24 protein-coding genes are annotated in these 26,400 nt (G+C 59.6%); 7 read left to right on the forward strand and 17 right to left on the reverse strand.

What is annotated here, in order from left to right:
• Positions 1-59 precede the first annotated feature (59 nt).
• The 3 genes from PSEBG33_RS21280 to PSEBG33_RS21270 are packed head-to-tail and all read left to right on the forward strand — an operon-like array spanning position 60 to position 4,349.
• Positions 60-1,184 (forward strand): GNAT family N-acetyltransferase, encoded by a 1,125-nt coding sequence (locus tag PSEBG33_RS21280; RefSeq protein ID WP_005785235.1) that lies wholly within the window; start codon positions 60-62, stop codon positions 1,182-1,184.
• A complete protein-coding gene (locus tag PSEBG33_RS21275) occupies positions 1,184-2,962 on the forward strand; it encodes a HAMP domain-containing sensor histidine kinase (protein WP_005785237.1) in 1,779 nt (592 codons plus the stop codon). The genes PSEBG33_RS21280 and PSEBG33_RS21275 overlap by 1 nt, the downstream gene beginning before the upstream one ends.
• Positions 2,952-4,349, forward strand: coding sequence for a sigma-54-dependent transcriptional regulator (locus PSEBG33_RS21270; RefSeq protein ID WP_005785239.1), 1,398 nt, complete (start codon positions 2,952-2,954; stop codon positions 4,347-4,349). Before PSEBG33_RS21275 ends, PSEBG33_RS21270 begins: the two co-directional genes overlap by 11 nt.
• 124 nt (positions 4,350-4,473) lie before the next feature.
• Here the strand turns inward: PSEBG33_RS21270 and PSEBG33_RS21265 are convergent, their stop codons facing one another.
• The 11 genes from PSEBG33_RS21265 to PSEBG33_RS21215 all read right to left on the reverse strand — a co-directional run bounded on the left by PSEBG33_RS21265 (position 4,474) and on the right by PSEBG33_RS21215 (position 16,913).
• Positions 4,474-4,812, reverse strand: coding sequence for a GlpM family protein (locus PSEBG33_RS21265; protein ID WP_005785241.1), 339 nt, complete (start codon positions 4,810-4,812; stop codon positions 4,474-4,476).
• On the reverse strand, positions 4,812-6,149 hold the full coding sequence (locus tag PSEBG33_RS21260) for a sigma-54-dependent transcriptional regulator (RefSeq protein ID WP_005785243.1): 1,338 nt from the start codon (positions 6,147-6,149) through the stop codon (positions 4,812-4,814). The genes PSEBG33_RS21265 and PSEBG33_RS21260 overlap by 1 nt, the downstream gene beginning before the upstream one ends.
• The gene (locus tag PSEBG33_RS21255; RefSeq protein WP_005785245.1) at positions 6,146-8,047 is read right to left on the reverse strand and encodes a sensor histidine kinase; all 1,902 of its coding nucleotides are present in this window, start codon (positions 8,045-8,047) and stop codon (positions 6,146-6,148) included. The genes PSEBG33_RS21260 and PSEBG33_RS21255 overlap by 4 nt, the downstream gene beginning before the upstream one ends.
• Before the next feature lie 170 nt (positions 8,048-8,217).
• Entirely contained in the window at positions 8,218-8,952 is a 735-nt protein-coding gene (locus PSEBG33_RS21250; RefSeq protein WP_003188952.1) for an amino acid ABC transporter ATP-binding protein, read from the reverse strand.
• A complete protein-coding gene (locus PSEBG33_RS21245) occupies positions 8,949-9,620 on the reverse strand; it encodes an amino acid ABC transporter permease (protein ID WP_003188954.1) in 672 nt (223 codons plus the stop codon). Before PSEBG33_RS21245 ends, PSEBG33_RS21250 begins: the two co-directional genes overlap by 4 nt.
• On the reverse strand, positions 9,620-10,366 hold the full coding sequence (locus PSEBG33_RS21240) for an amino acid ABC transporter permease (RefSeq protein WP_005785247.1): 747 nt from the start codon (positions 10,364-10,366) through the stop codon (positions 9,620-9,622). Before PSEBG33_RS21240 ends, PSEBG33_RS21245 begins: the two co-directional genes overlap by 1 nt.
• Positions 10,367-10,559: 193 nt before the next feature.
• On the reverse strand, positions 10,560-11,486 hold the full coding sequence (locus PSEBG33_RS21235) for a glutamate/aspartate ABC transporter substrate-binding protein (RefSeq protein ID WP_005785249.1): 927 nt from the start codon (positions 11,484-11,486) through the stop codon (positions 10,560-10,562).
• 363 nt (positions 11,487-11,849) lie between these two features.
• Positions 11,850-13,388: a glycerol-3-phosphate dehydrogenase gene (gene glpD, locus PSEBG33_RS21230; protein WP_005785251.1), complete on the reverse strand. Its 1,539-nt coding sequence runs from the start codon at positions 13,386-13,388 to the stop codon at positions 11,850-11,852.
• A gap of 259 nt (positions 13,389-13,647) precedes the next feature.
• Positions 13,648-14,403, reverse strand: a complete 756-nt coding sequence (locus tag PSEBG33_RS21225; RefSeq protein ID WP_003188962.1) for a DeoR/GlpR family transcriptional regulator — start codon at positions 14,401-14,403, stop codon at positions 13,648-13,650.
• A gap of 73 nt (positions 14,404-14,476) precedes the next feature.
• Positions 14,477-15,982 (reverse strand): glycerol kinase GlpK, encoded by a 1,506-nt coding sequence (gene glpK, locus PSEBG33_RS21220; protein ID WP_005785253.1) that lies wholly within the window; start codon positions 15,980-15,982, stop codon positions 14,477-14,479.
• Positions 15,983-16,058: 76 nt separating this feature from the next.
• On the reverse strand, positions 16,059-16,913 hold the full coding sequence (locus PSEBG33_RS21215; RefSeq protein ID WP_005785255.1) for an MIP/aquaporin family protein: 855 nt from the start codon (positions 16,911-16,913) through the stop codon (positions 16,059-16,061).
• Between the two features lie 327 nt (positions 16,914-17,240).
• Here PSEBG33_RS21215 and ybaK point away from each other — a divergent pair, with 327 nt between their 5' ends.
• On the forward strand, positions 17,241-17,711 hold the full coding sequence (gene ybaK, locus PSEBG33_RS21210) for a Cys-tRNA(Pro) deacylase (protein ID WP_005785257.1): 471 nt from the start codon (positions 17,241-17,243) through the stop codon (positions 17,709-17,711).
• Positions 17,712-17,773: 62 nt separating this feature from the next.
• Here ybaK and PSEBG33_RS21205 read toward each other — a convergent pair whose 3' ends face one another.
• Together PSEBG33_RS21205 and argF are read right to left on the reverse strand one after the other, a co-directional pair.
• A complete protein-coding gene (locus PSEBG33_RS21205; RefSeq protein WP_005785259.1) occupies positions 17,774-18,817 on the reverse strand; it encodes an ABC transporter ATP-binding protein in 1,044 nt (347 codons plus the stop codon).
• Positions 18,814-19,734 (reverse strand): ornithine carbamoyltransferase, encoded by a 921-nt coding sequence (gene argF / locus PSEBG33_RS21200; protein ID WP_005785261.1) that lies wholly within the window; start codon positions 19,732-19,734, stop codon positions 18,814-18,816. Before argF ends, PSEBG33_RS21205 begins: the two co-directional genes overlap by 4 nt.
• 434 nt (positions 19,735-20,168) lie before the next feature.
• Here argF and PSEBG33_RS21195 point away from each other — a divergent pair, with 434 nt between their 5' ends.
• Complete coding sequence (locus tag PSEBG33_RS21195; RefSeq protein ID WP_005785262.1) at positions 20,169-22,277, forward strand: molybdopterin oxidoreductase family protein; 2,109 nt, start codon at positions 20,169-20,171, stop codon at positions 22,275-22,277.
• Positions 22,278-22,363: 86 nt separating this feature from the next.
• Complete coding sequence (gene grxD, locus PSEBG33_RS21190; protein WP_005785264.1) at positions 22,364-22,702, forward strand: Grx4 family monothiol glutaredoxin; 339 nt, start codon at positions 22,364-22,366, stop codon at positions 22,700-22,702.
• Between the two features lie 64 nt (positions 22,703-22,766).
• On the opposite strand, the gene bfr is transcribed toward grxD, so the two are convergent.
• Positions 22,767-23,237 (reverse strand): bacterioferritin, encoded by a 471-nt coding sequence (bfr, locus tag PSEBG33_RS21185; protein ID WP_005785266.1) that lies wholly within the window; start codon positions 23,235-23,237, stop codon positions 22,767-22,769.
• A gap of 200 nt (positions 23,238-23,437) precedes the next feature.
• On the reverse strand, positions 23,438-23,656 hold the full coding sequence (locus PSEBG33_RS21180; protein WP_005785268.1) for a bacterioferritin-associated ferredoxin: 219 nt from the start codon (positions 23,654-23,656) through the stop codon (positions 23,438-23,440).
• A gap of 244 nt (positions 23,657-23,900) precedes the next feature.
• Between PSEBG33_RS21180 and PSEBG33_RS21175 the strand changes: the two genes are divergently transcribed.
• Positions 23,901-24,503, forward strand: coding sequence for a peroxiredoxin (locus tag PSEBG33_RS21175; RefSeq protein ID WP_003172097.1), 603 nt, complete (start codon positions 23,901-23,903; stop codon positions 24,501-24,503).
• Positions 24,504-24,571: 68 nt separating this feature from the next.
• On the opposite strand, the gene rnt is transcribed toward PSEBG33_RS21175, so the two are convergent.
• Both rnt and pyrC read right to left on the reverse strand, forming a co-directional pair.
• Positions 24,572-25,243: a ribonuclease T gene (rnt, locus tag PSEBG33_RS21170; RefSeq protein ID WP_005785271.1), complete on the reverse strand. Its 672-nt coding sequence runs from the start codon at positions 25,241-25,243 to the stop codon at positions 24,572-24,574.
• A complete protein-coding gene (gene pyrC, locus PSEBG33_RS21165) occupies positions 25,240-26,286 on the reverse strand; it encodes a dihydroorotase (RefSeq protein WP_005785273.1) in 1,047 nt (348 codons plus the stop codon). The genes rnt and pyrC overlap by 4 nt, the downstream gene beginning before the upstream one ends.
• Between the last annotated feature and the right edge of the window lie 114 nt (positions 26,287-26,400).

Consider the following 26,400-nt stretch of genomic DNA (forward strand, 5'->3'; position numbering starts at 1 on the left):
TCGCCGGCAAGCCAGCTCTCACATTTGATCGGCGTTCGCCATAGAAATAAGGGCAATCTGTGATAACCACCCAAGCCTTCCCGACCATCCGGGCGATCCAGCGCGATGCCTGGAACGACTGTTTTCCCGGTGCCCTAGAGGATTGGGACTATTACCTGGCCGTGGAAAACGCCGCTATCGATGATTTTCAGTGGCGTTACCTGGCGGTCTACGAAGATGAAACGCTGGTGGCTGTGGCTGCTGCGTTCATTACCCATTATCGCCTCGACACCACGGTGTCGGGGGCGGGCAAGCGCGTGACCGAACGCCTGGCTCGCCTGTGGCCGCAGGCTTTGCAATTGGCGCTGTACGCCATTGGTTCGCCGGTGGCTGAGCGTTGTGATGCGGGGGTCGCCAGCCATGTGCCCGAGGGCCGCCGCGCGTTGTTGTTGCAGCAGTTACTGGCGGCTGCGCGTCGGGATGCCGACCACTTCGGTATTGGGCTGGTGGCGGTCAAGGACGCGCCGACCAACGACCCGCATTGGGCCGACAGTTGTCGTGCAGCCGGCTTTCAGACCATGCCGAGCTTGCCGACCGGGGTGTTGCCGTTGCCCTATGGGTCGGTGGATGCGTACCTGGGCTCGCTGGGCAAATCCACGCGCAAGGACCTGCGCCGCAAGCTACGGGCACCCGGGCCGCGCATCGAGTGGCGGCACAACGTCGATGATGTGCTGCCCGAGATCATGCGCCTGTACGAGGCCACGCTTGCGCGCGCGGATCTACAGTTCGAGCGCCTGCCTGCCGCTTACTTCACCGGCGTGCTTGAACACCTTCATGAGCGGGCGGTCTGTGTTCTTTACTGGGTGGACGAACGCCTGGTGGCGTTCAACCTGATCCTGCTGGATGAGCAGCGGCTGGTGGATAAGTTCTTTGGCCACGACATCGAATTCAGCCGTGAGTACAACCTGTACTTTCGCAGTTGGCTGACCAATGTCGACTATTGTATTGAACACAATATTCCGGTGTACGAGTGCGGCCAGGCCGGGTATGCCAGTAAACTGCGGCTGGGGTGCGAGTTCGAGGGCAACAGCCTGTTCTTTCGCCATCGCAACCGGCTGGTCAACGGCCTGCTCAAGCTTGTAAAACTGTTTATTCGACCGGATCGTTCCGACCCTGCCATGGCTGCTGCGATAAGCGAAACCTGATGATCACCAAGACCCGCCAGAAAGCCCGCCCCTTTGCCATTTCGCGTTGGAGCGTCCAGCGCAAGCTGGTGCTGGCGTTCTGGCTGGTCAGCGTTATTCCGACCATGATTGCCGCTGAGCTGGCCGCCACCACGCTGTCGCAGATTTTCGACAGCAACGTACGTATCTGGCTGCAAGAATCGACCAAGATCGTCAAGGATGAGATCGGTGACATCCTTCATGACAACGCGCGCATGGCCAAGCTGTTCTTGCGCTATACCAGCCCACCGTCGTCGAAACAGGCGGCCAGGCATGACCGGCTGACCGCCGACATTGCCGATGCCACCGATATCGACGTGGTCGCGCTGATTCGCACCAGCGACCACAAAGTGGTGTTCAGCACAGCCGCCGATGACATCGTCAGGCAGATCAACCTGACCAGCAATGCCGTGCTGCAGACCGTGCAAGTCGCGGGGGTGAGCACGGGGCTGGTGGTGTCAACCTTCGAGACCAGCCGCGATGGCGTTGATTACCTGTTGTTGGTGGCGACCTACCTGGACAGCAGTTTCCTCACCAGCGTGGCCGATGTGCACTCCCTGGACCTGCGTTTGTACCTGGCCAACCCGGCGGGTTTTTCCGAGATATTTTCCACCCAGCGTTTCGAGAATCACCCTTCGCGCATCCCGAAGAACGTCGAGGCCGCGCTGCGCAGCACCAAGCAGCCCAGCGAGCAATTCACTAACCAGTACAGCGGTTTGTACTGGCCGATCTTCAATGATGCCGGCGAACTGCAAGGCGTTATATTCAGCGGCCTGTTGCGTCACACCAGCCTGGTAGGGCTGGTGAACCAGAGCAACCTGTTCGTGCTGATCTTCCTGCTCAGCTCGGCGCTGTCACTGGCGGCCGGGGTGCTGGTGTCGCAGCGCCTGACCAAACCGCTGCGCGACTTGTCCCAAGGTGTGAACGCGGTGATTTCCGGTAGTTACGCGCATCGCGTGGTGGTCAGTGGCGGTGATGAACTGGCGCAGTTGAGCAGTACCTTCAACCACATGACCGAGCGCCTCGGCGAACTGCACCACCTGGAAGCCCAACTGCGCCGGCGTGATCGGCTGCATGCCCTGGGTGAAGTCGCCATGGGCCTGGCCCATGAAATCCGCAACCCGCTGGGCATCATCAAGACCGCCACCCAATTGTTGCACCGGCGTGCCGACCTGGCGGAAACCGACAAGCGTCACCTGGAGTACGTCATCAGCGAGGTCAGCCGCATCAACGAGCTGATTACCGAGTTCCTCGATTTCGCCAAACCCAATCCACCGATACGCGTGCTGCAGCCGGCACGTGCCCTGGTGGAAGAAATCCTCGGTTTTTGCGGCCCGGAGCTGAGCACCCACAATATTGATGCACAGATTGACGACCAGGCGCCCGACGCCACGATCTATGCCGATGCCAAGCAGCTCAAGCAGGCTTGCCTCAATCTGATACTCAACGCCATCGACGCGATGCCCGAAGGCGGGCGCCTGACCCTGGGCATCCGCAACGTGGGCGACAACACGGTGATCAGCATCGCCGATACCGGTCAGGGTATCCCGGCGGATATGGTCGAGCGTATCTTCACGCCGTTTGTCACCACCAAGGCATCGGGCACCGGCCTGGGTCTGGCCAAAGTCTATTCGATCATGGAAAGTCACGACGGCAGCATCGAATGCGCCAGTGAGAAAGATGCCGGCGCCACCTTCAGCCTGTACATTCCGGCTAACGGTGAAGACGACGGTGAGGATGAGGACGGGCATGACGCATAACGTATTGGTGGTCGACGACGAGCCCAAGCTCTGTGATTTGCTGACCCAGGCCCTGAGCCAGAACGGTATCCAGGTGTTCAGCGCGGGCAACGGCCTGCATGCGCTCAAGGTGCTGGGCGAGGAGGACATCGACCTGGTGATCAGCGACTGGCGTATGCCGGGCATGGACGGGCCGGCATTGCTGGCCGAGATCAAGGTGCGCTATCCACAGGTGCCGGTGATTGTGATGACCGCCTACAGCACGGTAAAAAATGCCGTGCAGTCGATGCGCAACGGTGCCTATGACTACATCGCCAAGCCGTTCGATATCGATGAGCTGGACATCACCGTGGCCAAGGCCCTGCAATTTCGCGACATCATGCGCGATAACGCACGGATGCGCGCCGAGCTGGACGAACATGCGCAGTTCGACAGCCTGGTGGGCGACAGCCCGGCGTTTCGCAAGGTGCTGCAAGCCGTGGATTCGGTGCGTGACAGCAGCGCAACCATCCTGCTGACCGGCGAAAGCGGCACCGGCAAGGAAATGGTCGCCCGCGCCATCCACAAGCATGGCAGCCGTGCCGACAAACCCTTTGTGGCCGTCAACTGCGCGGCGATTCCCGAAGGTTTGCTGGAAAGCGAGATGTTCGGCCATCGCAAAGGTGCCTTCACCGGCGCCGTGGCCGACCGGGTAGGGCGCTTCATGCAGGCCGACAAGGGCACGTTGTTCCTCGATGAAGTGGGGGACATGCCCCTGGCGTTGCAGGCCAAGATTTTGCGCGCCTTGCAAGAGCGGGTCATCGAGCCGGTGGGTGACCCACGCGAGCGCAAGGTGGATGTGCGGGTCATTGCCGCCACCAACAAGAACCTGCTGGACGCAGTGGCGAACAAAGAGTTTCGCGAAGACCTCTACTACCGCCTCAACGTCTTCCCGATTCCATTGCCGGCCCTGCGTGAGCGCGTGGAAGATATCGCGCCCCTGGCCCGGCATTTCGCCCAGACCTTGAGCGCCACCGCCGGTAAGCGCATTACCGGCTTCAGCCCCGAGGCATTGCAGGCGATGGCGGCGTATCACTGGCCGGGCAATATCCGCGAGCTGCAAAACTGCGTGGAGCGCGCGACCATCGTCGCAGCGTCGCCGGTGATCGAGGATATTGATTTGCCGGGTTATCTGTTTGCTTCAAAACCGAGCGAGGGCGATGTGACGGCGATCCTCAGCGACGGCCCGGGCGTGCCGCAGGATCTGGATGCGGCGCTGGCCGAGGTGGAGAAAGCCTACATCCTGGCGGCGTTGCAGGAGAGCAACGGGGTGCAGGCCGCGGCGGCGCAGCGGATCGGCATTTCCGAACGCAGTTTCTGGTATCGCCTGAAAAAACTCGGGATTCAAGTCGACAAAATCGTCCGCTGACACACGGCGGGCAAAAAATGTGGGAGGGGGCTTGCTCCCGATAACAGTGTGTCAGTCAGTACCTATTTCACTGATCCACCGCTATCGGGAGCAAGCCCCCTCCCACATTGTTGACCGAGTTGAGTCAGGAGTGGAGGCGAACCCAGATGCTGACCAGGATCGTCGCGGCCATCAACCAGGCCACGGCAGCTACTGCCAGTGATGCCTCCAGCCGCATCCGATCGACCATCACATACAAGGTCGCCAGGTACACGAAGTACGGAATGATCGACCACATCCCGAACACGATGGTGGTCTTCAAATCCTCCACCGAACGCCCTTTGCCGACGATGTAGTGGGCGATCAGTGCGAAGGTCGGAAACAGTGGCACCAAGCCTGCGATGTAATAGTTTTTGGTCTTGGCCAGTGCCGCCAGGATCAGCACCACCGCCGCGCCAAGTGCGGCCTTCAAGAACAGATCCATCAGTGACTCAACCCGTATTTCTTGACCTTGTCGAACAGCGTGGTCTTGGCCATGCCCAATTCCTGGCTGGCCTGGGTCAGGTTGCCGCCGCTACGCTGCAGGGCGTCCACCAGCAGGTTGCGCTCAAAGGCTTCCACCGCTTCGGTAAAGGCCAGGCCGTGGTTGCCGCTGCTGGCGCCGCTTTTCTTGAAGGCGGGCAGCCCCAGGGCAAAACGTTCGGCGACGTTGCGCAGTTCACGCACGTTGCCCGGCCAGTCGTGGCTCATCAGGCTCGACAGGGTCTGGTTGTCCAACTCCGGCACCGCCCGGTCGAAGCGCAGCGACGATTGCTGCAGGAAGTGTTCGAACAGTTGCAGGATGTCTTCGCGCCGCTCGCGCAAAGGCGGCAGTTCCAGGGTGACCACGTTGAGGCGGTAGTACAGGTCGCTGCGGAACTGGTTGGCGCGGCTCAGTTCGTCGAGGTCAGACTTGGTGGCAGCGATTACCCGGCAATCCACCGCCACGCTCTGGTTCGATCCCAGGCGCTCCAGGGTGCGTTCCTGCAGCACCCGCAGCAGTTTGATCTGCAGGTTGATCGGCATACTTTCCACTTCATCGAGGAACAGCGTGCCCTGGTGGGCGTGTTCGATCTTGCCGATGCGGCGTTTGCCGGCGCCGGTGAAGGCATTGGCCTCGTGGCCGAAAATTTCGCTTTCGAACAGGTTTTCCGGCAGGCCCCCGCAGTTCAAGGCGACGAACTGATGGGAGTGGCGTCGGCTGAAATCATGCAGGCAACGGGCAACCAGCTCCTTGCCGGTGCCAGTCTCGCCTTCGATCAGCACGTTGGCCGATGTGTCGGCGACGTTGGCGATCAGCTCGCGCAGGTTCTGCATCGCCGGCGAGCGGCCAATGATGCGGCCTTCCAGCGAATCACGCTCGGCCAACTGGCGGCGCAGTGACCAGACCTCTCGCGCCAGCCCACGCTGCTCCAGGGCGCGACGGGCAACATCGACCAGGCGCTCGGGAGAGAAGGGTTTTTCCATGAAGTCGTAGGCGCCGTTGCGCATGGCGCCGACGGCCATGGAAATGTCGCCATGCCCGGTAATCAGGACCACCGGCAGGCTTTTATCCAACGCCTTGAGGCGGGTCAGTAGCTCCAGGCCATCGATGCCCGGCAGGCGAATATCGCTGATGACGATGCCGGCAAAGTTTTCGCCGATACGTTTTAGCGCTTCTTCGGCGCTGCCCACGCCGACGCTGGGGATGTCTTCCAGCGCCAGGGCCTGTTGGCAACCGAGCAGCACGTGGGGATCATCTTCGACGATCAGCACGGTCAGGTCTTGGGGATCAGTATTCATGTCGACTCAACTTTTTTAGCGCCCGCCAGCGGCAGGTTCAGGACAAAGGCAGTACCACCACCGGCCGGGTGTTCCACGGCCAGGCTGCCACCGGTCGCGGCTGCGAGGCTAGCGGACAGGGTCAGGCCCAGCCCCAGGCCTTGTTCGCCGGGCTTGGTGGTGAAGAAAGGTTCGAACAAATGCTTGCGTGCCTCAGGGGCGATGCCGTGACCATTGTCGCGTACCAGCAGGCGGTATTTGCCCTCGGTACTCTGGCCCTCCAACCACAATTGCGGCGCCGGTTGCGTCTGCATCGCGTCCAGAGCATTACCAATCAGGTTGACCAGAATCTGTTCCAGGCGTGTCTGGTCGATCTGCAACTGGGCGGGTGCGAAGTCGCGGTGCAAGGTCAGTGGCAAACCGTCCATGCGTGCGCCCAGCACCTGGAACGCAGCGTCCACGGCCTTGCCCAGGCTGGCTTCGCCCTGGTCATCGCCGCGCCGGGCGAACGAGCGCAGGCTGGCGGTGATACGGCCCATGCGGTCGATCAGTTCGTTGATGGTCTTGAGGTTGGTGCTGGCGGTGTCCAGGGCGCCGCGCTCAAGGAAGCGCACGGTATTGCCGGACAGGGTGCGCAGCGCGGCCAGCGGCTGGTTCAACTCGTGGGCGATGCTGGTGGACATCTGGCCTATGGCGGCGAGTTTGCCGGCCTGCACCAATTCGTCCTGGGCGCGGCGCAGGGTCTCTTCAGCCTGGCGCCGTTCGCGGATCTGGCCCTTGAGCCGTTCGTTACTGGCGCGCAGGTCGGCGGTGCGTTCGGCGATCCGCCGCTCCAGTTGGCTGTTGGCTTCCTGCAGGGCTTCCCGAGCGGCGAGGCGGGTGGCGATGACCTTGCGTCGCTCGTTCCAGGCAATCAGCAGGAAGGCGACAAGGCCGAAGGCAACTGCTACCAGAATGCCCTGATTGATCGCGGCACGGCGCAGGTCATTGAGCGGGGTGAGCAGGGTGAAATTCCACGGCGTGTCGTTGAGCGGTCGGGTTTGCGCCAGGTAGCTGACAGCGTGCTGGTCGTTGACCACTTCCGAATTGGCCGGGAAGGTCAGTTTCTCGGTGCCTTCGTTCAGGCGCTCGCGGGCCAGGGGTTGCAGTTCATTGAGCGTCGCCCAGTAATATTGCAGGCTGTGGGCCAGGCGATCCTTGGTGTCATCGCTCAGCGGGCGTACAGCCTTGAGGCGGCGCGCCGGGTCACTGGACAGAATGATGATGCCGTTCTCGTCGCTCACGAACGCCTCGAGACGGGCACGCTGCCAGCGTTCTTCGAGGGCTTCGAGGCGCACCTTGACCACGGCGACGCCGATGATCTTGCCGTGCTCTTCCAGGCCATGGGCCAGGTAATAGCCGGGTTCGCCGTTGGTGCTGCCGATACCGTAGAAACGGCCGGGTTGGCCGCGTACGGCATTCTGGAAATAGGCGCGAAAAGACAGGTCCTCACCCTGGTAACTGTCGGCATCGCGCCAGTTACTGGTGGCCAGCACGCGGCCGGTGGTGTCCATCACGTAGATGGCTCGGCTGCGACTGCGACGATTCAGGCCCTCAAGGTAGTCGTTGACCGTTTTACGGGTTTCCTGATTCGGCTCGGCCAGCAATTGCGACACGCTGGACTCCAGCTCCAGCAGGCTGGGCAGGTAGGTGTATTTGCTCAGTTCACTTTCGACGGTGCGGGCGTGCAACTCCAACTGGCGTTCGCCGTTGTCGCTGAGGGTGCGGATGCCATAGTACTCGCTGACCCAAAAGCCGATATAACCCAGGCCGATCATCAGGGCGATGATCAACGGCGGAAGGAACAGTTGGCGTATCAGACGAGGCTTCACGGCAAGTGATGGCGGTGCGGCGCGATATTGATTGGGGTCGCATTTCATCACAGATGCCTTGGGTCAACCAGAGCTGCCAGCCTGTGCGATCCAGTGTGGGAGGGGGCTTGCCCCCGATAGCAGTGTGTCAGTCGATACATCTGTCACTGATCCACCGCTATCGGGGGCAAGCCCCCTCCCACATTGGCCATATTCCTACAGTGGGAGCTGTTTAGTACTTAGTGCTGCAGGATTTTCTCAAGGAAGTGCTGTGCGCGTTCGGAGCGTGCGCTGATGTCGCCGAAGAACTCTTCTTTCGGGCAGTCTTCGATGATCTTGCCGGCGTCCATGAAAATCACGCGGTCGGCCACTTTGCGCGCGAAGCCCATTTCGTGGGTCACGCACATCATGGTCATGCCTTCATGGGCCAGTTGCACCATCACGTCGAGCACTTCGTTGACCATTTCCGGGTCCAGCGCCGAGGTCGGTTCGTCGAACAGCATGACGATCGGGTCCATGGCCAGGGCGCGGGCAATCGCCACACGTTGCTGCTGGCCGCCGGAGAGCTGGCCAGGATGCTTGTGGGCGTGTGCCGACAAGCCTACGCGGTCGAGCAGTTGCAGACCCTTCTTGGTGGCTTCTTCCTTGCTGCGGCCCAGTACCTTGATCTGCGCGATGGTCAGGTTTTCAGTGATGGTCAGGTGCGGGAACAGCTCGAAGTGCTGGAACACCATGCCAACGCGTGAACGCAGTTTTGGCAGGTTGGTCTTCGGGTCGGCGATGGAGGTGCCATCGACCACAATGTCGCCCTTCTGGAACGGTTCCAGCGCGTTGACGCACTTGATCAGGGTGGACTTGCCCGAGCCGGAGGGCCCGCACACCACGATCACTTCGCCTTTCTTAACCTCGGTGCTGCAATCGGTCAGCACCTGGAAGTCGCCATACCACTTGTTGATGTTCTTGATAGAGATCATACGGCAAACCTTTTTTGCAGACGCTTGACCAGCAGCGAGGCGGAAAAGCTGATGATGAAGTAGACGACACCGGCAAAGATCAGGAACTCATTGGAGCGGCCGATGATGTCGCCGTTGGAGCGGGCGGAGTTGAGGAAGTCCACCAGGCCCACGGTGTAGACCAGGGAGGTGTCCTGGAACAGGATGATCGACTGTTGCAGCAGCAACGGCGTCATCTTGCGGAACGCCTGGGGCAGGATGATCAGGCGCATGGTCTGGCCGTAGGTCATGCCCATCGCTTGTGCCGCTGCCATCTGGCCCTTGGGGATCGACTGCACGCCGGCCCGCACGATTTCGCAGAAGTACGCAGCCTCGAACATCATGAATGCCACGACGCAGGACGTGAACGCACCGATCGGCGTGTCTTCGCCGGTGATCCAGCGCAGTACGAACGGCACCGCCAGGTAGAACCAGGTGATCACCAGCAGCAGCGGGATCGAGCGGAAGTAGTTCACATAGGCGCCGGCCACACGCGACAGCAGTTTATTGGACGACAAGCGCATCAGTGCCAGGATGGTCCCGATGATGATGCCGCCGACCACGCCCATGACCATCAGCTTCAAGGTCATGACCATGCCGTTCCACAGGCCCGGGATGGCGGGGATGATGCCGCTGAAATCGAAGTCCATTATTTACCCCCCACGGAGATCAGGCCGGGCACTGCGACTTTCTTCTCCACCACGCGCATCAGCAGCATCAGGCTCATGTTCAGGGTGAAGTAGATCAGCGTGGCCAGGGTGAAGGCTTCAAACAGGTTGGCCGAAAACTCGGCGGTCTGTTTGGTTTGCGCCAGCAGTTCCATCAAGCCGATCAAGGACGCCACGGAGGAGTTCTTGAACACGTTGAGGAATTCGGAGGTAAGCGGTGGAATGATGATGCGATACGCCTGGGGCAGCAGCACGTTCCAGTAGATCTGCGGCAGCTTGAAGCCCATGGCGCGCGCGGCGGATTCCTGGCCACGTGGCAGCGCCTGGATGCCTGTACGTACTTGCTCACACACACGGGCGGCGGTGAACAGGCCCAGGCACACCACAACGCTCAGGTAGGCCGAGGTGGTCGGGTTCAGGTCTTGTTTGTACCAGTCCTGCAGGTTTTGCGGCAGCATATCCGGTACCAGGAAGTACCAGATGAACAGCTGAACCAGCAGCGGCACGTTACGAAACAGTTCTACGTAGCAGGTCGCAATGCCCGACACGAGGCGGTTTGGCACCGTGCGCATGACCCCCAGAATGGAGCCCAGCAGCAAGGCGATAATCCATGCCACGATGGCGATGGCGATGGTCCAGCCCAGCCCGGAGATGTACCAGTCGAGATAAGTCTCGCTGCCCACGCCGGTGGACTTGAAGAACACGCCCCAGTCCCAGTTGTAATTCATTAGGGTCTCCCCTCGAGATCGATCGATGTACAAGCACCCGCTTGGGAAGATCCTTTTCCGCCCGACAATGAATGCCAGGCACACGCGATCGGCTCGAAAACCGCCAGGTCGAGTGTTCCAAGTTGAAGCCAGCAGGTAATTACAGACGCCTGAGGGAGGGTTGGCTCCCTCAGGAGATAAGCTTAGTCAGGTATCAGATTTTTACTTCTGGCGCTGGTTTGTCGCTTGGGTTGGCGATCAGCTCCTTGACCTTGTCGCTCATCGGGAAGTTCAGGTTCAGGCCCTTCGGTGGGATTGGGCTTTCGAACCATTTGGCGTAGATCTTGTTGATCTCGCCGGACTTGTACAGGGCGACAATGGCGTCATCCACGGCTTTCTTGAAGTCCGGGTCGCCTTTGCGAACCATGCAGGCATAGGCTTCGAAGGACTGCGGAGTGCCGGTGATAACCCAGTCATCCGGCTTCTTGGCCTTGGCTTCTTCACCGGCCAGCAGCGCGTCGTCCATCATGAACGCAACGGCACGGCCGCTTTCGAGCATCTGGAAGGATTCGCCGTGGTCTTTGGCGGAGATAACGTTCATGCCCATCTGCTTGTCGGCGTTCATCGCCTTGATGATGCGCTCGGACGTGGTGCCGGCGGTGGTCACGACGTTCTTGCCTTTGAGGTCGGCAAAGTCAGCGTAGGACGGCTTGCCTTCCTTGTCTTTCTTGACCAGCAGGCGGGTGCCGATTTCGAAGATGTTGACGGTGAAGTCGACTTGCTGGGCGCGTTCGGCGTTGTTGGTGGTGGAGCCGCATTCCAGGTCCGCGGTGCCGTTCTGGATCAACGGGATACGGGTTTGCGAGGTCACCAGGTTGTATTTGGCTTTCAGGTCGGGTTTGTTCAGGTCTTTTTTCAGTTGTTCAACGACGGCCAACTGAATGTCGTGGGAGTAGCCCACGGGTTTGCCCGAACCATCCGCAATGTAGGAAAACGGAATAGAGCTGTCGCGGTGAGCGAGAGTGATGGTGCCGGAGTCGTTGATTTTCTTCAGCGTGCCGGTGAGTTCTGCGGCGAAAACTGGAGTGCTGATCAGAGCAGCAGCGATAGCTGCGCCCAGGATATGGGGAACGATACGCATCAATACTTCCTCGACATTTGTTTTTTTTATGAAGCCAGGTGAACGGCTCTCTTGTATAGCGAATGCCCGTGACGGCTCCTAAGGCGCCTCAGGTAATCGTCAGAGAGTGTAGAGCATGAGTCGTGCCATACCGAAAATAAAAGGATAACTACATGATTTATATGGGGATTAACTTTTTGTTTCGGCGATATTTTCAGGCGGGGGTCCGGCAAACCGAATAGGGTGGAGGGGGGGTGTTCGGAAAACCGAATAGTCCGTAGGGGCGAGCTTGCTCGCGAAAAACGCAAAAGCGCCGCGTTTATGCTGAATAAACGCGGCGCTCTCAGGTTTTTCGCGAGCAAGCTCGCTCTTACAATTGGGCGGTCAGGCCGCTTCGATCTTGCTGCGGCTCTGCTCGACCTTGGACAGGTAACGCTGCAGGTTTTCCTGCTCCTGCGGTGTGGTGAACAGGCCAAGCTTGGTACGGCGCCACAGCACGTCCTGCGGTTGGGTCACCCACTCTTCGGCGCACAGGTAGTCGACTTCGCGGGTATACAGGCCGCCACCCAGGTGGTCACCGAGGTCAGCCAGCGATTGCACGCCTTCCAATAGGCGCCAGGTGCGGCTGCCATAAGTGGTGGACCAGCGGCGGGCGATCTCGCTCGGCACCCAGTCGAACTTGTTGCGGATGGCTTCGGCCAGCGCTTCAGGCGTGCTCATGTTTTCGCCGCCGGGCAGGCTGGCGGTGGCGGTCCAGCTTGGGCGCATCTGGGTAAAGTACGGCGCCAGTTGGGCCATGGCCGATTCGGCCAGCTTGCGATAGGTGGTCAGCTTGCCGCCGAACACCGACAGGATCGGCGCTTCGCCGGTACCGCCGGACAGCGACAAGGTGTAGTCACGCGTAATGGCCGACGGGTTGTCCGATTCGTCATTGCACAGTGGGCGCACACCGGAATACGTGTGGACGATATCCTCGCGGCTCAGTTGCTTCTTGAAGTGCGCGTTGACCACCTTGAGCATGTAGTCGGTTTCACCTTCGGTAATCGCAACTGCAGCCGGGTCGCCCGTGTATTCGCGATCGGTGGTGCCGATGATGGTCAGGTGGTTCAGGTACGGAATGGTGAAGACGATGCGTTGGTCTTCGTTCTGCAGGATATGCGCATGGGCACCCTCGTACAGTCTTGGCACGATCAGGTGGCTGCCCTGGATCAGGCGAATGCCATAAGGCGAATCCAGCTTCAGGTCGTCCCTGATGAATTTGGCTACCCACGGGCCGGCGGCATTCACCAGCGCGCGTGCGCGGATCGAGAACAGGCTGCCGTCGGCACGTTCCATGTTCATTTCCCACAAGCCGTTGCTGCGCTTGGCGCTGACGCAACGGGTCTGCGTGTGGATGTGCGCGCCTTTCTCGCGGGCAGCCATGGCGTTGAGTACCACCAGGCGGGCGTCGTCGACCCAGCAGTCGGAGTATTCAAAGCCCTTGGTGATTTCGCTTTTGAGTGGGCTGTCGGCGCCGAACTTGAGGCTTTTGGAGCCCGCCAGCTTTTCGCGCTTGCCCAAGTGGTCATAAAGGAACAGACCGGCACGAATCATCCACGCCGGGCGCAGGTGCGGGCGGTGTGGCAGGACGAAGCGCATTTGCTTGACGATGTGCGGGGCCTTGGCCAGCAGTACTTCACGCTCGGCGAGGGCTTCACGCACCAGGCGGAATTCGTAATGTTCCAGATAACGCAGACCACCGTGGATCAGCTTGCTGCTGGCCGACGACGTATGGCTGGCCAAGTCATCCTTTTCGCAAAGGAATACCGACAACCCGCGACCGGCTGCGTCTGCTGCAATGCCGACGCCGTTGATCCCGCCACCAATTACGGCAACGTCATAGACTTCGGCAAGCGGTGGAGCAGGCAAGGTGGAAGGGTTCATCGGCTAGCCTCGCGATCTTTTCGTCTTGGAATTCGAACATTAATGTTCATTTGCGAAAATGGTAGCTGATAAATGCGGGCACAGCCAGCTGACTTCGATTGAAAAAACTCATCGAAGGGTGGGAAAAGGAAGAATTGTGAACAAAGGTGAATGTATTGGTGTTAGTGAGGCCGTCATCGCGGGCAAGCCCGGCTCCCACATTTGATCGAATTTCAAACTGTGGGAGCCGGGCTTGCCCGCGATGACGCCTGAACAGGCGCTACACCACTTCCAGCCGCACCTTGTGTTCATTCAGCACTTGCACCAGCGCCGGCACCGGCTGCTGGTCAGTCACCAGGCAATCCACGAGGCTGATCGGCCCCAGGCGAATCATGGCATTGCGCCCGAATTTGCTGGAGTCTGCCGCCAGGATCACCTGCCGCGCATTGGCGATGATGGCCTGGGAAACCCGCACCTCCTGGTAATCGAAGTCCAGCAGGCTGCCGTCCTCGTCGATCCCGCTGATACCTACCAGGGCAAAGTCCACCTTGAACTGATTGATGAAATCGACACTGGCCTGGCCCACCACGCCGCCATCGCGGCGCACGTTGCCGCCGGTCAGCAACACATCGAAGTCGTCCTTGGCACTGAGCATGGTGGCGACGTTGAGGTTATTGGTGATGATTTTCAGGTGGCTGTGATTGAGCAGCGCACGAGCGATGGATTCGGTGGTGGTGCCGATGTTGATGAACAGCGAGGCATGGTCGGGAATCTGAGCGGCGATCGCTTCGCCGATGCGTTGCTTCTCGTCACGCATCTGATCGGCCCGCATGGCGTACGCAGTGTTCTCGACACTGGAGTCATAGGCCGCGCCGCCGTGGTAGCGGCGCAGCAGATTGGCGTCCGCCAGCTGGTTGATATCGCGGCGGATGGTTTGCGGGGTGACAACGAATAGCTGCGCCATTTCCTCGATACTGACGTAGCCGCGTTCGCGGACCAGTTCGAGGATTTGTTGTTGGCGGGGAGGCAGATTCATGGGGCGTCCTTTGGGCTGCCATACAAAAGTGGCCCATGATGACGCAGGAATCCGCTCCCTGCCAGTTACAACCTTATTCAGCGCCTTCGTGCGGTTCCCAGTCACGGGTGCGGCTCACCGCTTTTTGCCAGCCGGCGTAGAGTTTCTCTTTGGCTGCTTCATCCAGCTGTGGTTCGAACTCGCGCTCGATCACCGCCTTGCCACGCAACTCCTCCAGGCTGCCCCAGAAACCACACGCCAGGCCAGCCAGGTAGGCGGCGCCGAGGGCCGTGGTCTCGCGCATTTGTGGGCGTTCGACCTGAGTGCCGAGGATGTCGGCCTGAAATTGCATCAGGAAGTTGTTGGCGACCGCCCCACCGTCCACGCGCAGGGCCTTGAGGCGTTCGCCCGAGTCCTGCTGCATGGCGTCGAGTACGTCGCGGGTCTGGTAGGCAATCGACTCCAGCGCCGCACGAATGATGTGGTCCACGCGTACGCCTCGTGTCAGGCCGAACAGCGCGCCACGGGCATACGGGTCCCAGTACGGTGCGCCCAGGCCGGTAAAGGCGGGTACCAGATACACGCCGTTGCTGTCCTTGACCTTGCCGGCGAAGTATTCGGTGTCGTGGGCGTCGTTGATGATTTTCAGTTCGTCACGCAGCCATTGCACAGTGGAGCCACCATTGAATACCGCGCCTTCCAGAGCGTAAGCCACTTCACCGCGGGGGCCGCAGGCGATGGTGGTGAGCATGCCGTGCTTGGATTTCACCGCCTTGTCGCCGGTGTTCATCAGCAGGAAGCAACCGGTGCCATAGGTGTTCTTGGCCTGGCCGGCTTCGACGCACATCTGGCCGAACAGCGCGGCCTGTTGGTCACCGGCAATACCGCCAATGGCGATACCACTTTTGGTGCGGCCGTAGATTTCGGAGGACGACTTCACTTCGGGGAGCATTTCCCGCGGGATGTCGAGAATCTCCAGCATCTTCGCATCCCACTCCAGCGTGTGGATGTTAAAGAGCATGGTGCGCGACGCGTTGGTGTAGTCGGTGACGTGGGTCTTGCCGCCGGTAAATTTCCAGATCAGCCAGCTGTCGACGGTGCCGAACAACAGCTCGCCATTGCGCGCACGTTCGCGGCTGCCTTCGACGTTGTCGAGGATCCACTTGAGCTTGGTGCCGGAGAAGTACGGGTCGGTAACCAGACCGGTAGTGTCGCTGATGTACTGCTCATGGCCGTCGCGCTTGAGTTGCTGGCAAATTTCGGTGCTGCGTCGGCACTGCCAGACGATGGCGTTGTAGATCGGGCGACCGGTGATTTTATCCCAGACCACGGTGGTTTCACGCTGGTTGGTGATACCGATGGCGGCAACCTGATCATGGTGCAAGCCGGCCTGGGCCAGCGCCTCTACCATCACCGCGCTTTGGGTGGCGAAGATTTCCATCGGGTCATGCTCAACCCAGCCGGCCTGCGGGTAGTGTTGGACGAATTCACGTTGCGCGGTGCACACCACGTTGGCGTCGCGATCGAAGATGATCGCCCGCGAGCTGGTGGTGCCCTGATCGAGGGCAATGATGTAGTTCTTATTCTGAAGGTCGGTCATGTCAATTGCCTTGAACGAAATAAGGAAGTCAGAAATCAGCCTGGGCCGTGAAGGGCAGGGGGCCAGGCTGGCGCTTTCAGGAAATACGAGTCTTGCCGTTGACAGCCGTGTCAGGTGTTTCAGCTATAGCAGGTGCTGCGCTCGGCAGGTGGCGAGCGATCAGCCCGCGATAGGCGGCAGCACCGAGGCAAGCACCGACAATCGGGGCGAATATCGGTACCAGGAAGTAAGGAATATCGCGACCGCCAGTAAAGGCCATTTCACCCCAACCGGCGAAAAAGGTCATCAGCTTGGGCCCGAAGTCCCGTGCCGGGTTCATCGCAAAGCCGGTCAGCGGGCCCATGGCGCTACCAATCACGGCGATCAATAAACCGATCAGCAGCGGAGCCAGCGGGCCGCGAGGCAGGCCGTTGTTGTCGTCGGTGAGGGCCATGATCACGCCCATCAATATTGCGGTGATGACCATTTCCACCAGAAATGCCTGGGCCGTGCTCAGCAATGCATGGGGATAGGTGGAAAACACCGACGCCAGTTCCAGGCTGGCCTGGGAGCCACGGACCATCTGGTGGGTTTGTTCGTAATCGAAAAAAAGATTGCTGTAGAGCGTGTACACCAGTGCGGCGGAGCAGAATGCGCCGGCGACCTGGGCGAGAATATAGAAGGGCAGTTTGCGTTTTTCGAAGTCGGCAAAAAGGCATAGGGCGATACTGACCGCCGGGTTGAGGTGAGCCCCGGAAATACCGGCACTCAGGTAGATCGCCATGCTGACGCCGATCCCCCAGATGATGCTGATTTCCCATAACCCAAAGCTCGCACCCGCGACCTTGAGCGCAGCGACGCAACCGGTACCGAAGAAGATCAGCAGCGCAGTGCCCAGGAACTCGGCCATGCATTGGCTCGAAAGTGAAGGCTGTTGAAGAGCAGTTGTCATGGAAAACCTCAGTTGTTGTTCTTGTCTGGCGCACTGCCTCAACGGGCGGTTGCGCGATTTTCACCGTGACGAGGATCCCCATCCTTAGCCGCGGCTTACTGCTGGAGCACTGATGGACTATTCCTACAGTATTCGGAAACGAAAAAATATAGACAAGAATGACCGCTGTCAAAGGTCGAAAGTGAACCATTGGTCACTTTCGAACTATTGGTCTGGTGAATGATCACGCCCTTCATACCGAGCTTTTGACCCAGCAGTGCTTGGACTAGAGCGTTTTTCCGGCGCTTGGCCTAGAATTGGGCACCTGTTTTCCCTGCCGGAGACGCCATGACGCCCGCACTGGATTTGTTGAAAAAAGTTCGCGCCGAACATCGCATTCACAGTTATGAACATGACCCCAAGGCGGCGTCGTATGGTCTGGAAGCTGCGGAGAAATTGGGCCTCGACCCGGCGCAGGTGTTCAAGACGTTATTGGCGAGCAGCGAGAAGGGCGAATTGTTGGTGGCGGTGGTGCCGGTCGTCGGAAGTCTGGACTTGAAGGCGCTTGCCCATGCGGCTGGCGTAAAAAAGGTCGAAATGGCAGACCCGGCGGCAGCACAGCGGTCTACTGGCTATCTGTTGGGCGGAATCAGCCCGCTGGGGCAGAAGAAGCGCTTGCGCACGTTTATCGACGAAACGGCGCAACCCTTTGCAACGATTTTTGTCAGTGCCGGGAGGCGAGGGCTGGAGGTGGAATTGCCCGCCGCGGTACTGGCTGAACATACCCAAGCCAAATTCGCGGCCATCGGCCGGGCGTGATGATCAGCCCTTTGGAGATCTAATGGGGGAGGGGGCTTGCCCACTCCCACATGTATAACCGCTTACGCCTGGAACAGCACCAGATGCTCGGCCGCCACTCGAATCCCCACATCCGTCCCCATCTGTTGATCAACATGGCTGGGGAAAATCGATTCCAGCTGAGCGCCCGTTGGCAGTTGCAACCGGTACAAGGTCGAGGCGCCCTGGAACGTCTTGCCGACGATCCGGGCTTTCAATGCGCTGTCCGGCGCGTAGACGATGTCGTCCGGGCGTAGCAGAACATCCACCGCGCCACCTGTGGGCCAGGTATAGGCGCGATTGCCGCGCAGGTCTCCCAGTTCGGTGCTCACTGACTCCGGTGAGTTCAAGCGACCTCGAATGAAGTAACCCTGGCCGATAAAGCTGGCGACATAGGGCGTCTGCGGTTCGTGGTAAAGGTTGTAGGGCGTGTCCCATTGCTCCAGACGACCTTCCTTGAACACGCCGACATGGTCGCTGACCGCAAAGGCTTCTTCCTGGTCGTGGGTCACCAGGATCGCACTGGTGCCGCGTGCCTTGAGGATGTCGCGCACTTCATGGCTGAGCTTGCGGCGCAATTCGCCATCGAGGTTGGAAAAGGGTTCATCCAATAGCAACAGTTGCGGCTCTGGCGCTAGGGCGCGGGCGAGCGCGACGCGTTGTTGCTGGCCACCGGAAAGCTCATGAGGGAAGCGCTTGCCCAGATTCTTGAGGTTGACCAGTTCCAGCAGCTCGGCGACCACACGATCCTTTTGCGGATGTTTGCGAATACCAAAGACGATGTTGTCTGCCACGCTCAAGTGCGGGAACAGTGCGTAATCCTGGAACACCATGCCAATACGCCGTTTCTCCGGTGCCAGGGTGAAACCAGCACTGGAGATGACTTCGCCCGCCAGGCTGATTTCGCCTTCGTGTACCGGTTCAAAGCCGGCAATGGCGCGCAAGGTGGTGGTCTTGCCGCAACCGGACGAGCCAAGCAGGCAACCGATGTCACCGGCATTGAGGTGCAGGTTGAGGTTCTGCACCACCCGTTGATCTTGATAGCCGCATGCCAGATTGCGCAGGTTCAGCAGTAATGGCTGGCTCATGCGTGGTGGTACGACGGTGGGACGAGAAACTCGAGCAAGGCTTTTTGCGCATGCAGGCGATTTTCGGCCTGGTCCCAGGCGACAGAGCGTGGGTCATCGAGCAGGTCGAGGCTGATTTCCTCACCTCGGTGAGCAGGCAGGCAGTGCATGAACAGTACATCCGGCGCTGCTGTATCGAGCAGGGCGCGTGTCACCTGGAATGGTGCGAACCGGGCCAGGCGCTTGGCCGTTTCGTCTTCCTGGCCCATGGAGGTCCAGACGTCGGTGCTGACCAGGTGTGCGCCAACCACCGCATCCTTCGGATCACGCAGCAACTGCACGCGGCCATCGGCCCTGGCCATGAACTCGGCGCTCGGCTCGTAGCCTTCAGGGCAAGCGATACGCAGGTGGAAGTCGAACTGGATCGCCGCTTCTATATAGCTGTTGCACATGTTGTTGCCGTCACCGATCCAGGCCACGGTCTTGCCCTGGATCGAACCGCGGTGTTCGAGGAAGGTTTGCATGTCGGCCAGCAACTGGCAGGGGTGCAGGTCGTCGGACAGCCCGTTGATCACCGGCACGCGCGAGTTGGCGGCAAATTCGGTCAGGGTGCTGTGGGCGAAGGTACGGATCATTACGGCATCGAGCATCCGCGACATGACGATGGCGCAATCGCTGATCGGCTCGCCACGGCCCAGTTGGGTATCACGCGGGGACAGGAAGATCGCCTGGCCACCCAGCTGGATCATGCCGGCTTCGAAAGACAGGCGTGTACGAGTCGAGGACTTCTCGAAGATCATCCCCAGTACACGGTTTTTCAAGGGCTCAAACAGTACGCCGCGGTTACGCAGGTCTTTAAGCTCAATGCCTCGACGGATCACGCTGACCAGCTCTTCGGGCGTGCAATCCATCAGGGAGAGAAAGTGCCTTGCGCTCATCATTAACTACCTTTTTGCAACAGACCGCAGATACTCAAAGCCTTGTTTATTGTGACAACGGGCGAGACCTGCGGCGAAAGCCGCGCGGGGCGACGAAATAGGGGAAGGCGCGATATTGACATTAAATGTCGCGTCTTACCAATAGGGCTACGGTTTTTAAGAGTGTTCAAGCAGGGCGCTGACGCGCGTTTGAAGACGATTTCCGGACAGCAGCGGGCCATTTGTACACTGGCGCCGAGACCTTTTGCAATGCGCGGGGGCGGGCCCAGGCCAGGTTGTGTCGGTTTTAGTCGGTGCGCGGGAGGCTTCTGAAACATTTGCTCATGGTTAGCCATGCCTTTGCCTATGCCCGTCGATTCACAGCACGAAGGTTGCTGGCGCCCTGGGCGGTCGCGGGCCATAGTTGGGCCAAAGCCCTTATAAAGAGACTGGCCATGACCAAGACTCTCCATCACCGTGCCTGCCACCTGTGCGAAGCCATCTGCGGCCTGACCCTGGAAACGACTCAAGCCGAAGACGGTCGCCTGGCGATCACCTCGATCAAGGGCGACCCCCTGGACAGCTTCAGCCGCGGACACATCTGCCCCAAGGCCGTAGCGCTGCAGGATATCCAGAATGACCCGGACCGCTTGCACCAGCCAATGCTGCGGGTTGGCAACGAATGGCAGCCGATCTCATGGGAAAGTGCCTTTGCGCTTGTAGCCGAACGCCTTGCGGGTATCCAGGCCCGGCATGGCCAGAACGCGGTGGCGGTTTACCAAGGCAACCCCAGCGTGCACAACTATGGGCTGATGACGCACAGCAATTATTTTCTTGGCCTTTTGAAGACGCGCAACCGGTTCTCTGCAACCTCCGTCGACCAGTTGCCCCACCATCTGACCAGTCACCTGATGTACGGCCATGGCTTGCTGCTGCCGATCCCGGACATCGACCACACCGACTTCATGCTGATTCTGGGTGGCAACCCGCTGGCGTCCAATGGCAGCATCATGACCGTGCCCGATGTGGAGAAACGCCTCAAAGCCATTCAGGCACGGGGCGGTAAAGTGGTGGTGGTCGACCCTCGACGCAGCGAGACGGCGGCGATTGCCGATCAGCATCTGTTCGTACGCCCCGGCGGTGATGCGGCGTTGTTGTTCGGGGTGCTCAACACCCTGTTTGCTGAAGGGCTGACCCGCGCCAGCCATTTGCCGGTTGAAGGCCTGGACGACGTACGCCGGGCGATCGCCAACTTTACCGCCGAGGCCATGAGCCGCCAATGTGCAGTGCCTGCCGAGCAGATCCGTCAATTGGCGCGAGACTTTGCCGCCGCCGATAAAGCGGTGTGCTACGGACGCATGGGCGTCTCGACCCAGGCGTTCGGCACGTTGTGTCATTGGCTGGTGCAGTTGATCAACCTGGTGACCGGCAACCTGGATCGGGTGGGAGGTGCGTTGTGCACCACACCAGCGGTGGACCTGGTGGCGTCGACTGGCGGCGGGCATTTCAATCGCTGGCAAAGCCGCGTGTCCGGGCGTCCCGAGTACGGCGGAGAGCTGCCGGTGTCAGCCTTGGCCGAAGAAATGCTCACCGAAGGTGAAGGGCAAATCCGCGCCCTGGTGACGGTGGCCGGCAACCCGGTCCTGTCGACGCCCAATGGCCGTCAACTTGAGCAGGCGCTGGATGGGTTGGAGTTCATGGTCAGTGTCGATCTCTACATCAACGAAACCACGCGTTATGCCGACCTGATCCTGCCGTCAACGTCGGCATTGGAAAATGACCACTACGACACCACCTTCAACATGTTCGCGGTGCGCAATGTCACGCGCTTCAACCGCGCGATCCTGCCAAAACCCGCAGGCGCGCTGCACGATTGGGAAATTTTCGTCGGCTTGGCCAAAGCCTTTGCGGCGCAGACCGGCGTGTCACTAAAACCGACAATGCCGCCCGCGCAAATGATCGATTTCGGGCTGCGCGCCGGTACTTATGGGGATGCGTCTGCACATAAGCTGTCGGTGGCGATGCTGGCCGATCACCCCCACGGCGTGGACCTGGGGCCGCTCCAGCCAAACTTGGGCGCGCGGCTGAAAACCGCCGATGGCAAGGTGCAGGCGGCACCGCCGGTGATCCTGGCGGACCTGTCGCGTTTTGCCGCGCAACCGGTGCCTGCGGTGGACGAACTGCTGCTGATTGGTCGCCGTCATGTGCGCAGCAATAATTCGTGGATGCATAACTATCACCGGCTGGTGAAGGGCAAGCCGCGCCATCAACTGTTGATGCACCCCGACGATCTGGCCAGTCGGCAGTTGAGCGATGGCCAGCGGGTGCGAGTGAGTTCGCGCATCGGCATGATCGAAGTGGAAGTCGTGGCCAGCGCGGACATGATGCAGGGTGTGGTCAGCCTGCCTCACGGTTGGGGTCATGATCGTCCGGGCGTGCAGATGAGCATCGCAAGCGGCCAGCCGGGTGCGAGTGCGAATGACTTGACCGACGAGCGGCAATTGGATGAGTTATCGGGTAATGCGGCGCTCAATGGGGTGCCGGTGCAAGTGGCGGCTGCGTGAGGTGCCCGAGCACTGCGCTGGGATTTTGCGTTACAATGCGCCACCGTGCCGACCTGTGAGTCGCAAAGTTCCAGCCGAGGTGTTCCATGGATATCATCGAAACGATCAAAGACCAGATTGCCAACAACACCATTCTGCTCTACATGAAGGGCGCGCCTAACGCTCCTCAGTGCGGTTTTTCCGCAAAAGCCTCCCAGGCCATCATGGCGTGTGGCGAGAAGTTCGCCTACGTGGATATCCTGCAGAATCCGGAAATTCGCGCCAATCTGCCAAAGTACGCCAACTGGCCGACTTTCCCACAACTGTGGGTAGCCGGTGAGCTGGTTGGCGGCAGCGATATCATCACTGAAATGGCAGCAGACGGTTCGCTGCAAGCGCTGATCAAAGACGCAGCGGAAAAAGCGGCAGCCAAGACTGAAGCTTGATTGACCTGCAATAAAAAGCCCCGATTCTCTGACGAGAGCGGGGCTTTTTTGTATCTGGTAGGGGTTATTCACCCATCTGCGATTGCAGGTAGTTCTCCAGGCTGACCTTGTCTATCAGTCCCAGCTGGGTTTCCAGCCAGTCGATATGCTCTTCCTGGTCTTCCAGGATGTCTTCCAGCAGCTCACGGCTGCCGAAATCGCCTTTGGTCTCACAGTGGGCAATCGCTGCCTTGATGTCGCTGTGGCTTTTGCGCTCAAAGCCCAGGTCACTGCCGATCATTTCCTGAGTGTGCTCGCCGATGTTCAGCTTGCCCAGGTCCTGCACGTTCGGCAGACCTTCCAGGAACAGGATGCGCTTGATCAGCGCGTCGGCGTCCTTCATGGCCTTGATCGATTCTTTGTATTCACGCTTGCCGAGCTTTTCCAGGCCCCAATCGTCGTACATGCGCGCATGCAGGAAGTACTGATTGATCGCGACCAGTTCATTGGCAAGGATTTTGTTGAGTTGCTGGATGACTGAGATGTCGCCTTTCATGACTGGGGTCCTGCCCTGTAATAGCTGTGTATAAGGGGGAGTCTGAGCGGTGAAAATCCCAGTGTCAAACCTAAGTTATTGAATAATAAATGAAAATTAATCGGAATAAGAATGTTTGTGTTCCGCGTCTTGGCGCTAACTAATTGAATTACAGGCATAAAAAAACCGGACACAAGGTCCGGCTCTTTAAAACATGCCTATCAGGCGTGTGTAAATTCTGTCGAGTAGGGGATCGCGGCCTGGGCTGTTTGCAGCTGCGTCAGGGTTTCCCGTACCACTTGCTTGGCGAGGCAGGCGCATTTGCCGCACTGGCTGGCAACGCCCGTGGTTTCACGCACTTCTTTGTAGCTGCAGCAACCTTCGTAGATCGCTTCGCGGATTTGTCCGTCGGTGACGCCAGTGCAGAGGCAGACATACATAAGTGAGAACCGTCGCGGGTTTATGGCTTAAGTGCGATGGATCTTAATGTTAACGAGAATGATTGTCAAAATAGTTTCAGCAGCAATCCGAGAGGAATTGCCCGTGCGCTGACGAACGGTTTTTTCGGTGTATGATGATCGGTCTTCACGAAGCGTGATTGCGTCATATTTCTGTCTGCTTCCACAGGCAGACTCGACCGGTCCTTTTACTTCAATCGTCACCCCCTATATCAGGAGATATCCAATGAGCGTACTCGTCGGTAAACAAGCCCCGGATTTTGACGTTCCAGCCGTCCTCGGCAATGGCGAAATCGTAGACAGCTTCAAACTGTCTGAAGCCATCAAAGGCAAATACGGCCTGGTATTCTTCTACCCGCTGGACTTCACTTTCGTCTGCCCTTCGGAGCTGATCGCCCTGGACCATCGCATGGACGATTTCAAGGCGCGTAACGTTGAAGTGGTTGCTGTGTCCATCGACTCCCATTTCACCCACAACGCCTGGCGCAACACCGCCATCAACGACGGCGGTATCGGCAAAGTCAAATACACCATGGCTGCCGACATGAAGCACGACATCGCCAAGGCCTACGACGTTGAATCCGAAGGCGGCGTCGCTTTCCGTGGCGCGTTCCTGATCGACGACAAGGGCGTCGTGCGTTCGCAGATCATCAACGACCTGCCGCTGGGCCGTAACATGGAAGAGCTGATCCGCCTGGTTGACGCCCTGCAATTCCACGAAGAGCACGGTGAAGTCTGCCCTGCCAACTGGAAAAAAGGCGACAAAGGCATGAACGCTTCGCCAGAAGGCGTTGCCGCTTACCTGACCGAGAACGCCGGCAAGCTGTAAGCCTGCGTCGAGGTACAAAAAAACCGGCCTGAAAAGGCCGGTTTTTTTATGGGAGGGGCGGTGCAGGCTCAGTCGTTGAAGTCTTCCCAGCCACCCATCTGTTTCCAGCGGTTGACGATGCCACAGAACAGGTCGGCGGTCTTTTCGGTGTCGTAGCGGGCCGAGTGGGCTTCACGACCATCAAAGTCGATACCCGCTGCCTGGCAGGCTTTGGCCAGTACGGTCTGGCCATACGCCAGGCCTGCAAGGGTGGCAGTGTCGAAGCTTGAGAACGGGTGAAACGGGTTGCGCTTCATGTCCAGGCGCGCCACGGCGGCATTCAGGAAGCCCAGGTCGAAGCTGCTGTTGTGGCCGACCAGGATCGCGCGTTTGCAGCCATTGGCCTTCAGCGCCTTGCGCACGCCACGGAAGATATCGGTCAGTGCTGCTTCTTCACTGACGGCCATGCGCAGCGGGTGGTCGAGCTTGATCCCGGTGAACTCCAGGGCCGCGGCTTCGATATTGGCGCCTTCGAACGGCTCGACACGGAAGAAGTGGGTGTGTTCCGGGAACACGAAACCCTGTTCGTCCATGCCGATGGTGGTTGCGGCGATTTCCAGCAGGGCGTCGGTGGCGCAGTTGAAGCCACCGGTTTCTACGTCGATGACAACCGGCAGATAACCGCGAAAACGCTCGGCCATCGGGTGGCGCGAGCCGCCGCCACTGTGCTCTTGTTCGTCATCGTAATGGTCTTCACTCACTTGCTTTCCTCCAGCAGGCGCCAGCGCAGTGTTTCACCGGCGCGCAGCGGGATAACGGTCAGCTCGCCAAACGGCAGGCTGGCGGGGGCGGTCCAATCTTCACGGACCAGGGTAATGCGGTCGGTATTCGCCGGCAGGCCGTAGAAACGCGGACCATTGAGGCTGGCAAAACCTTCGAGTTTGTCCAGGGCATTGCGCTGTTCGAATGCTTCGGCATACAGCTCGATGGCGGCAAACGCCGTGTAGCATCCGGCACAACCGCATGCGGCTTCCTTGGCGTGCTGGGCGTGGGGCGCCGAGTCGGTGCCCAGGAAGAACTTCGGGCTGCCGCTGGTGGCGGCATCCAGCAGGGCCACCTGGTGAGTGTTGCGCTTGAGGATCGGCAGGCAATAGAAGTGCGGCCGAATTCCGCCCACCAACATGTGGTTGCGGTTGTAGAGCAGGTGGTGAGCGGTGATGGTCGCGCCAACGTTAGCCGAAGCTTCGGTGACGAACTGCACGGCATCGGCGGTGGTGATGTGCTCGAACACTACCTTTAAAGTCGGGAACAACTCGACCACACGACGCATGTGTTCGTCGATGAAGATTTTCTCGCGATCGAACACGTCCACATCGCCACGGGTCACTTCCCCATGGATCAGCAACGGCATACCAACTTCGGCCATGGCTTCGATCGCCGGCAGGATCTTGTCGATACTGGTTACGCCGGAATCAGAGTTGGTGGTCGCGCCGGCCGGATAGAGCTTGGCAGCGTGTACGAAGCCGCTAGCCTTGGCCTGGCGAATTTCTTCAGGCTGGGTGCGGTCGGTCAGGTAGAGCACCATCAACGGTTCAAAGCGGCTGCCGGCCGGTCGTGCAGCGAGAATACGCTGGCGATAGGCGTCGGCTTCTGCGGCATTGCGCACCGGAGGTACCAGGTTAGGCATGATGATGGCACGGCCAAACGTGCGCGCCACATCGGCCACGGTTTGGGGTAACGCAGCACCATCGCGAAGATGAATATGCCAGTCGTCGGGACGCAGCAGGGTCAGGCGGTCGGACATTGGGGATTCCAGGCGGGTCAATCTGGTGGGAATGCTACCGGAAAAGACTCTTGCAGGCACTCGCTATCAAGTTTTGCCGGATGCGACCGATATCCCCGGGTATGCCTTAACGAT

It is taken from the genome of Pseudomonas synxantha BG33R (assembly GCF_000263715.2).
GTDB classification, from domain to species: Bacteria; Pseudomonadota; Gammaproteobacteria; order Pseudomonadales; family Pseudomonadaceae; genus Aquipseudomonas; species Aquipseudomonas synxantha_A.

Coding starts and splice junctions, on each gene's coding strand:
- PSEBG33_RS21275 (WP_005785237.1), top strand. CDS start 1,184: ATGATCACCAAGACCCGCCAGAAAGCCCGCCCCTTTGCCATTTCGCGT.
- PSEBG33_RS21270 (WP_005785239.1), top strand. CDS start 2,952: ATGACGCATAACGTATTGGTGGTCGACGACGAGCCCAAGCTCTGTGAT.
- PSEBG33_RS21265 (WP_005785241.1), bottom strand. CDS start 4,812: ATGGATCTGTTCTTGAAGGCCGCACTTGGCGCGGCGGTGGTGCTGATC.
- PSEBG33_RS21260 (WP_005785243.1), bottom strand. CDS start 6,149: ATGAATACTGATCCCCAAGACCTGACCGTGCTGATCGTCGAAGATGAT.
- PSEBG33_RS21255 (WP_005785245.1), bottom strand. CDS start 8,047: ATGAAATGCGACCCCAATCAATATCGCGCCGCACCGCCATCACTTGCC.
- PSEBG33_RS21250 (WP_003188952.1), bottom strand. CDS start 8,952: ATGATCTCTATCAAGAACATCAACAAGTGGTATGGCGACTTCCAGGTG.
- PSEBG33_RS21245 (WP_003188954.1), bottom strand. CDS start 9,620: ATGGACTTCGATTTCAGCGGCATCATCCCCGCCATCCCGGGCCTGTGG.
- PSEBG33_RS21240 (WP_005785247.1), bottom strand. CDS start 10,366: ATGAATTACAACTGGGACTGGGGCGTGTTCTTCAAGTCCACCGGCGTG.
- PSEBG33_RS21235 (WP_005785249.1), bottom strand. CDS start 11,486: ATGCGTATCGTTCCCCATATCCTGGGCGCAGCTATCGCTGCTGCTCTG.
- glpD (WP_005785251.1), bottom strand. CDS start 13,388: ATGAACCCTTCCACCTTGCCTGCTCCACCGCTTGCCGAAGTCTATGAC.
- PSEBG33_RS21225 (WP_003188962.1), bottom strand. CDS start 14,403: ATGAATCTGCCTCCCCGCCAACAACAAATCCTCGAACTGGTCCGCGAA.
- glpK (WP_005785253.1), bottom strand. CDS start 15,982: ATGACCGACCTTCAGAATAAGAACTACATCATTGCCCTCGATCAGGGC.
- PSEBG33_RS21215 (WP_005785255.1), bottom strand. CDS start 16,913: ATGACAACTGCTCTTCAACAGCCTTCACTTTCGAGCCAATGCATGGCC.
- ybaK (WP_005785257.1), top strand. CDS start 17,241: ATGACGCCCGCACTGGATTTGTTGAAAAAAGTTCGCGCCGAACATCGC.
- PSEBG33_RS21205 (WP_005785259.1), bottom strand. CDS start 18,817: ATGAGCCAGCCATTACTGCTGAACCTGCGCAATCTGGCATGCGGCTAT.
- argF (WP_005785261.1), bottom strand. CDS start 19,734: ATGAGCGCAAGGCACTTTCTCTCCCTGATGGATTGCACGCCCGAAGAG.
- PSEBG33_RS21195 (WP_005785262.1), top strand. CDS start 20,169: ATGACCAAGACTCTCCATCACCGTGCCTGCCACCTGTGCGAAGCCATC.
- grxD (WP_005785264.1), top strand. CDS start 22,364: ATGGATATCATCGAAACGATCAAAGACCAGATTGCCAACAACACCATT.
- bfr (WP_005785266.1), bottom strand. CDS start 23,237: ATGAAAGGCGACATCTCAGTCATCCAGCAACTCAACAAAATCCTTGCC.
- PSEBG33_RS21180 (WP_005785268.1), bottom strand. CDS start 23,656: ATGTATGTCTGCCTCTGCACTGGCGTCACCGACGGACAAATCCGCGAA.
- PSEBG33_RS21175 (WP_003172097.1), top strand. CDS start 23,901: ATGAGCGTACTCGTCGGTAAACAAGCCCCGGATTTTGACGTTCCAGCC.
- pyrC (WP_005785273.1), bottom strand. CDS start 26,286: ATGTCCGACCGCCTGACCCTGCTGCGTCCCGACGACTGGCATATTCAT.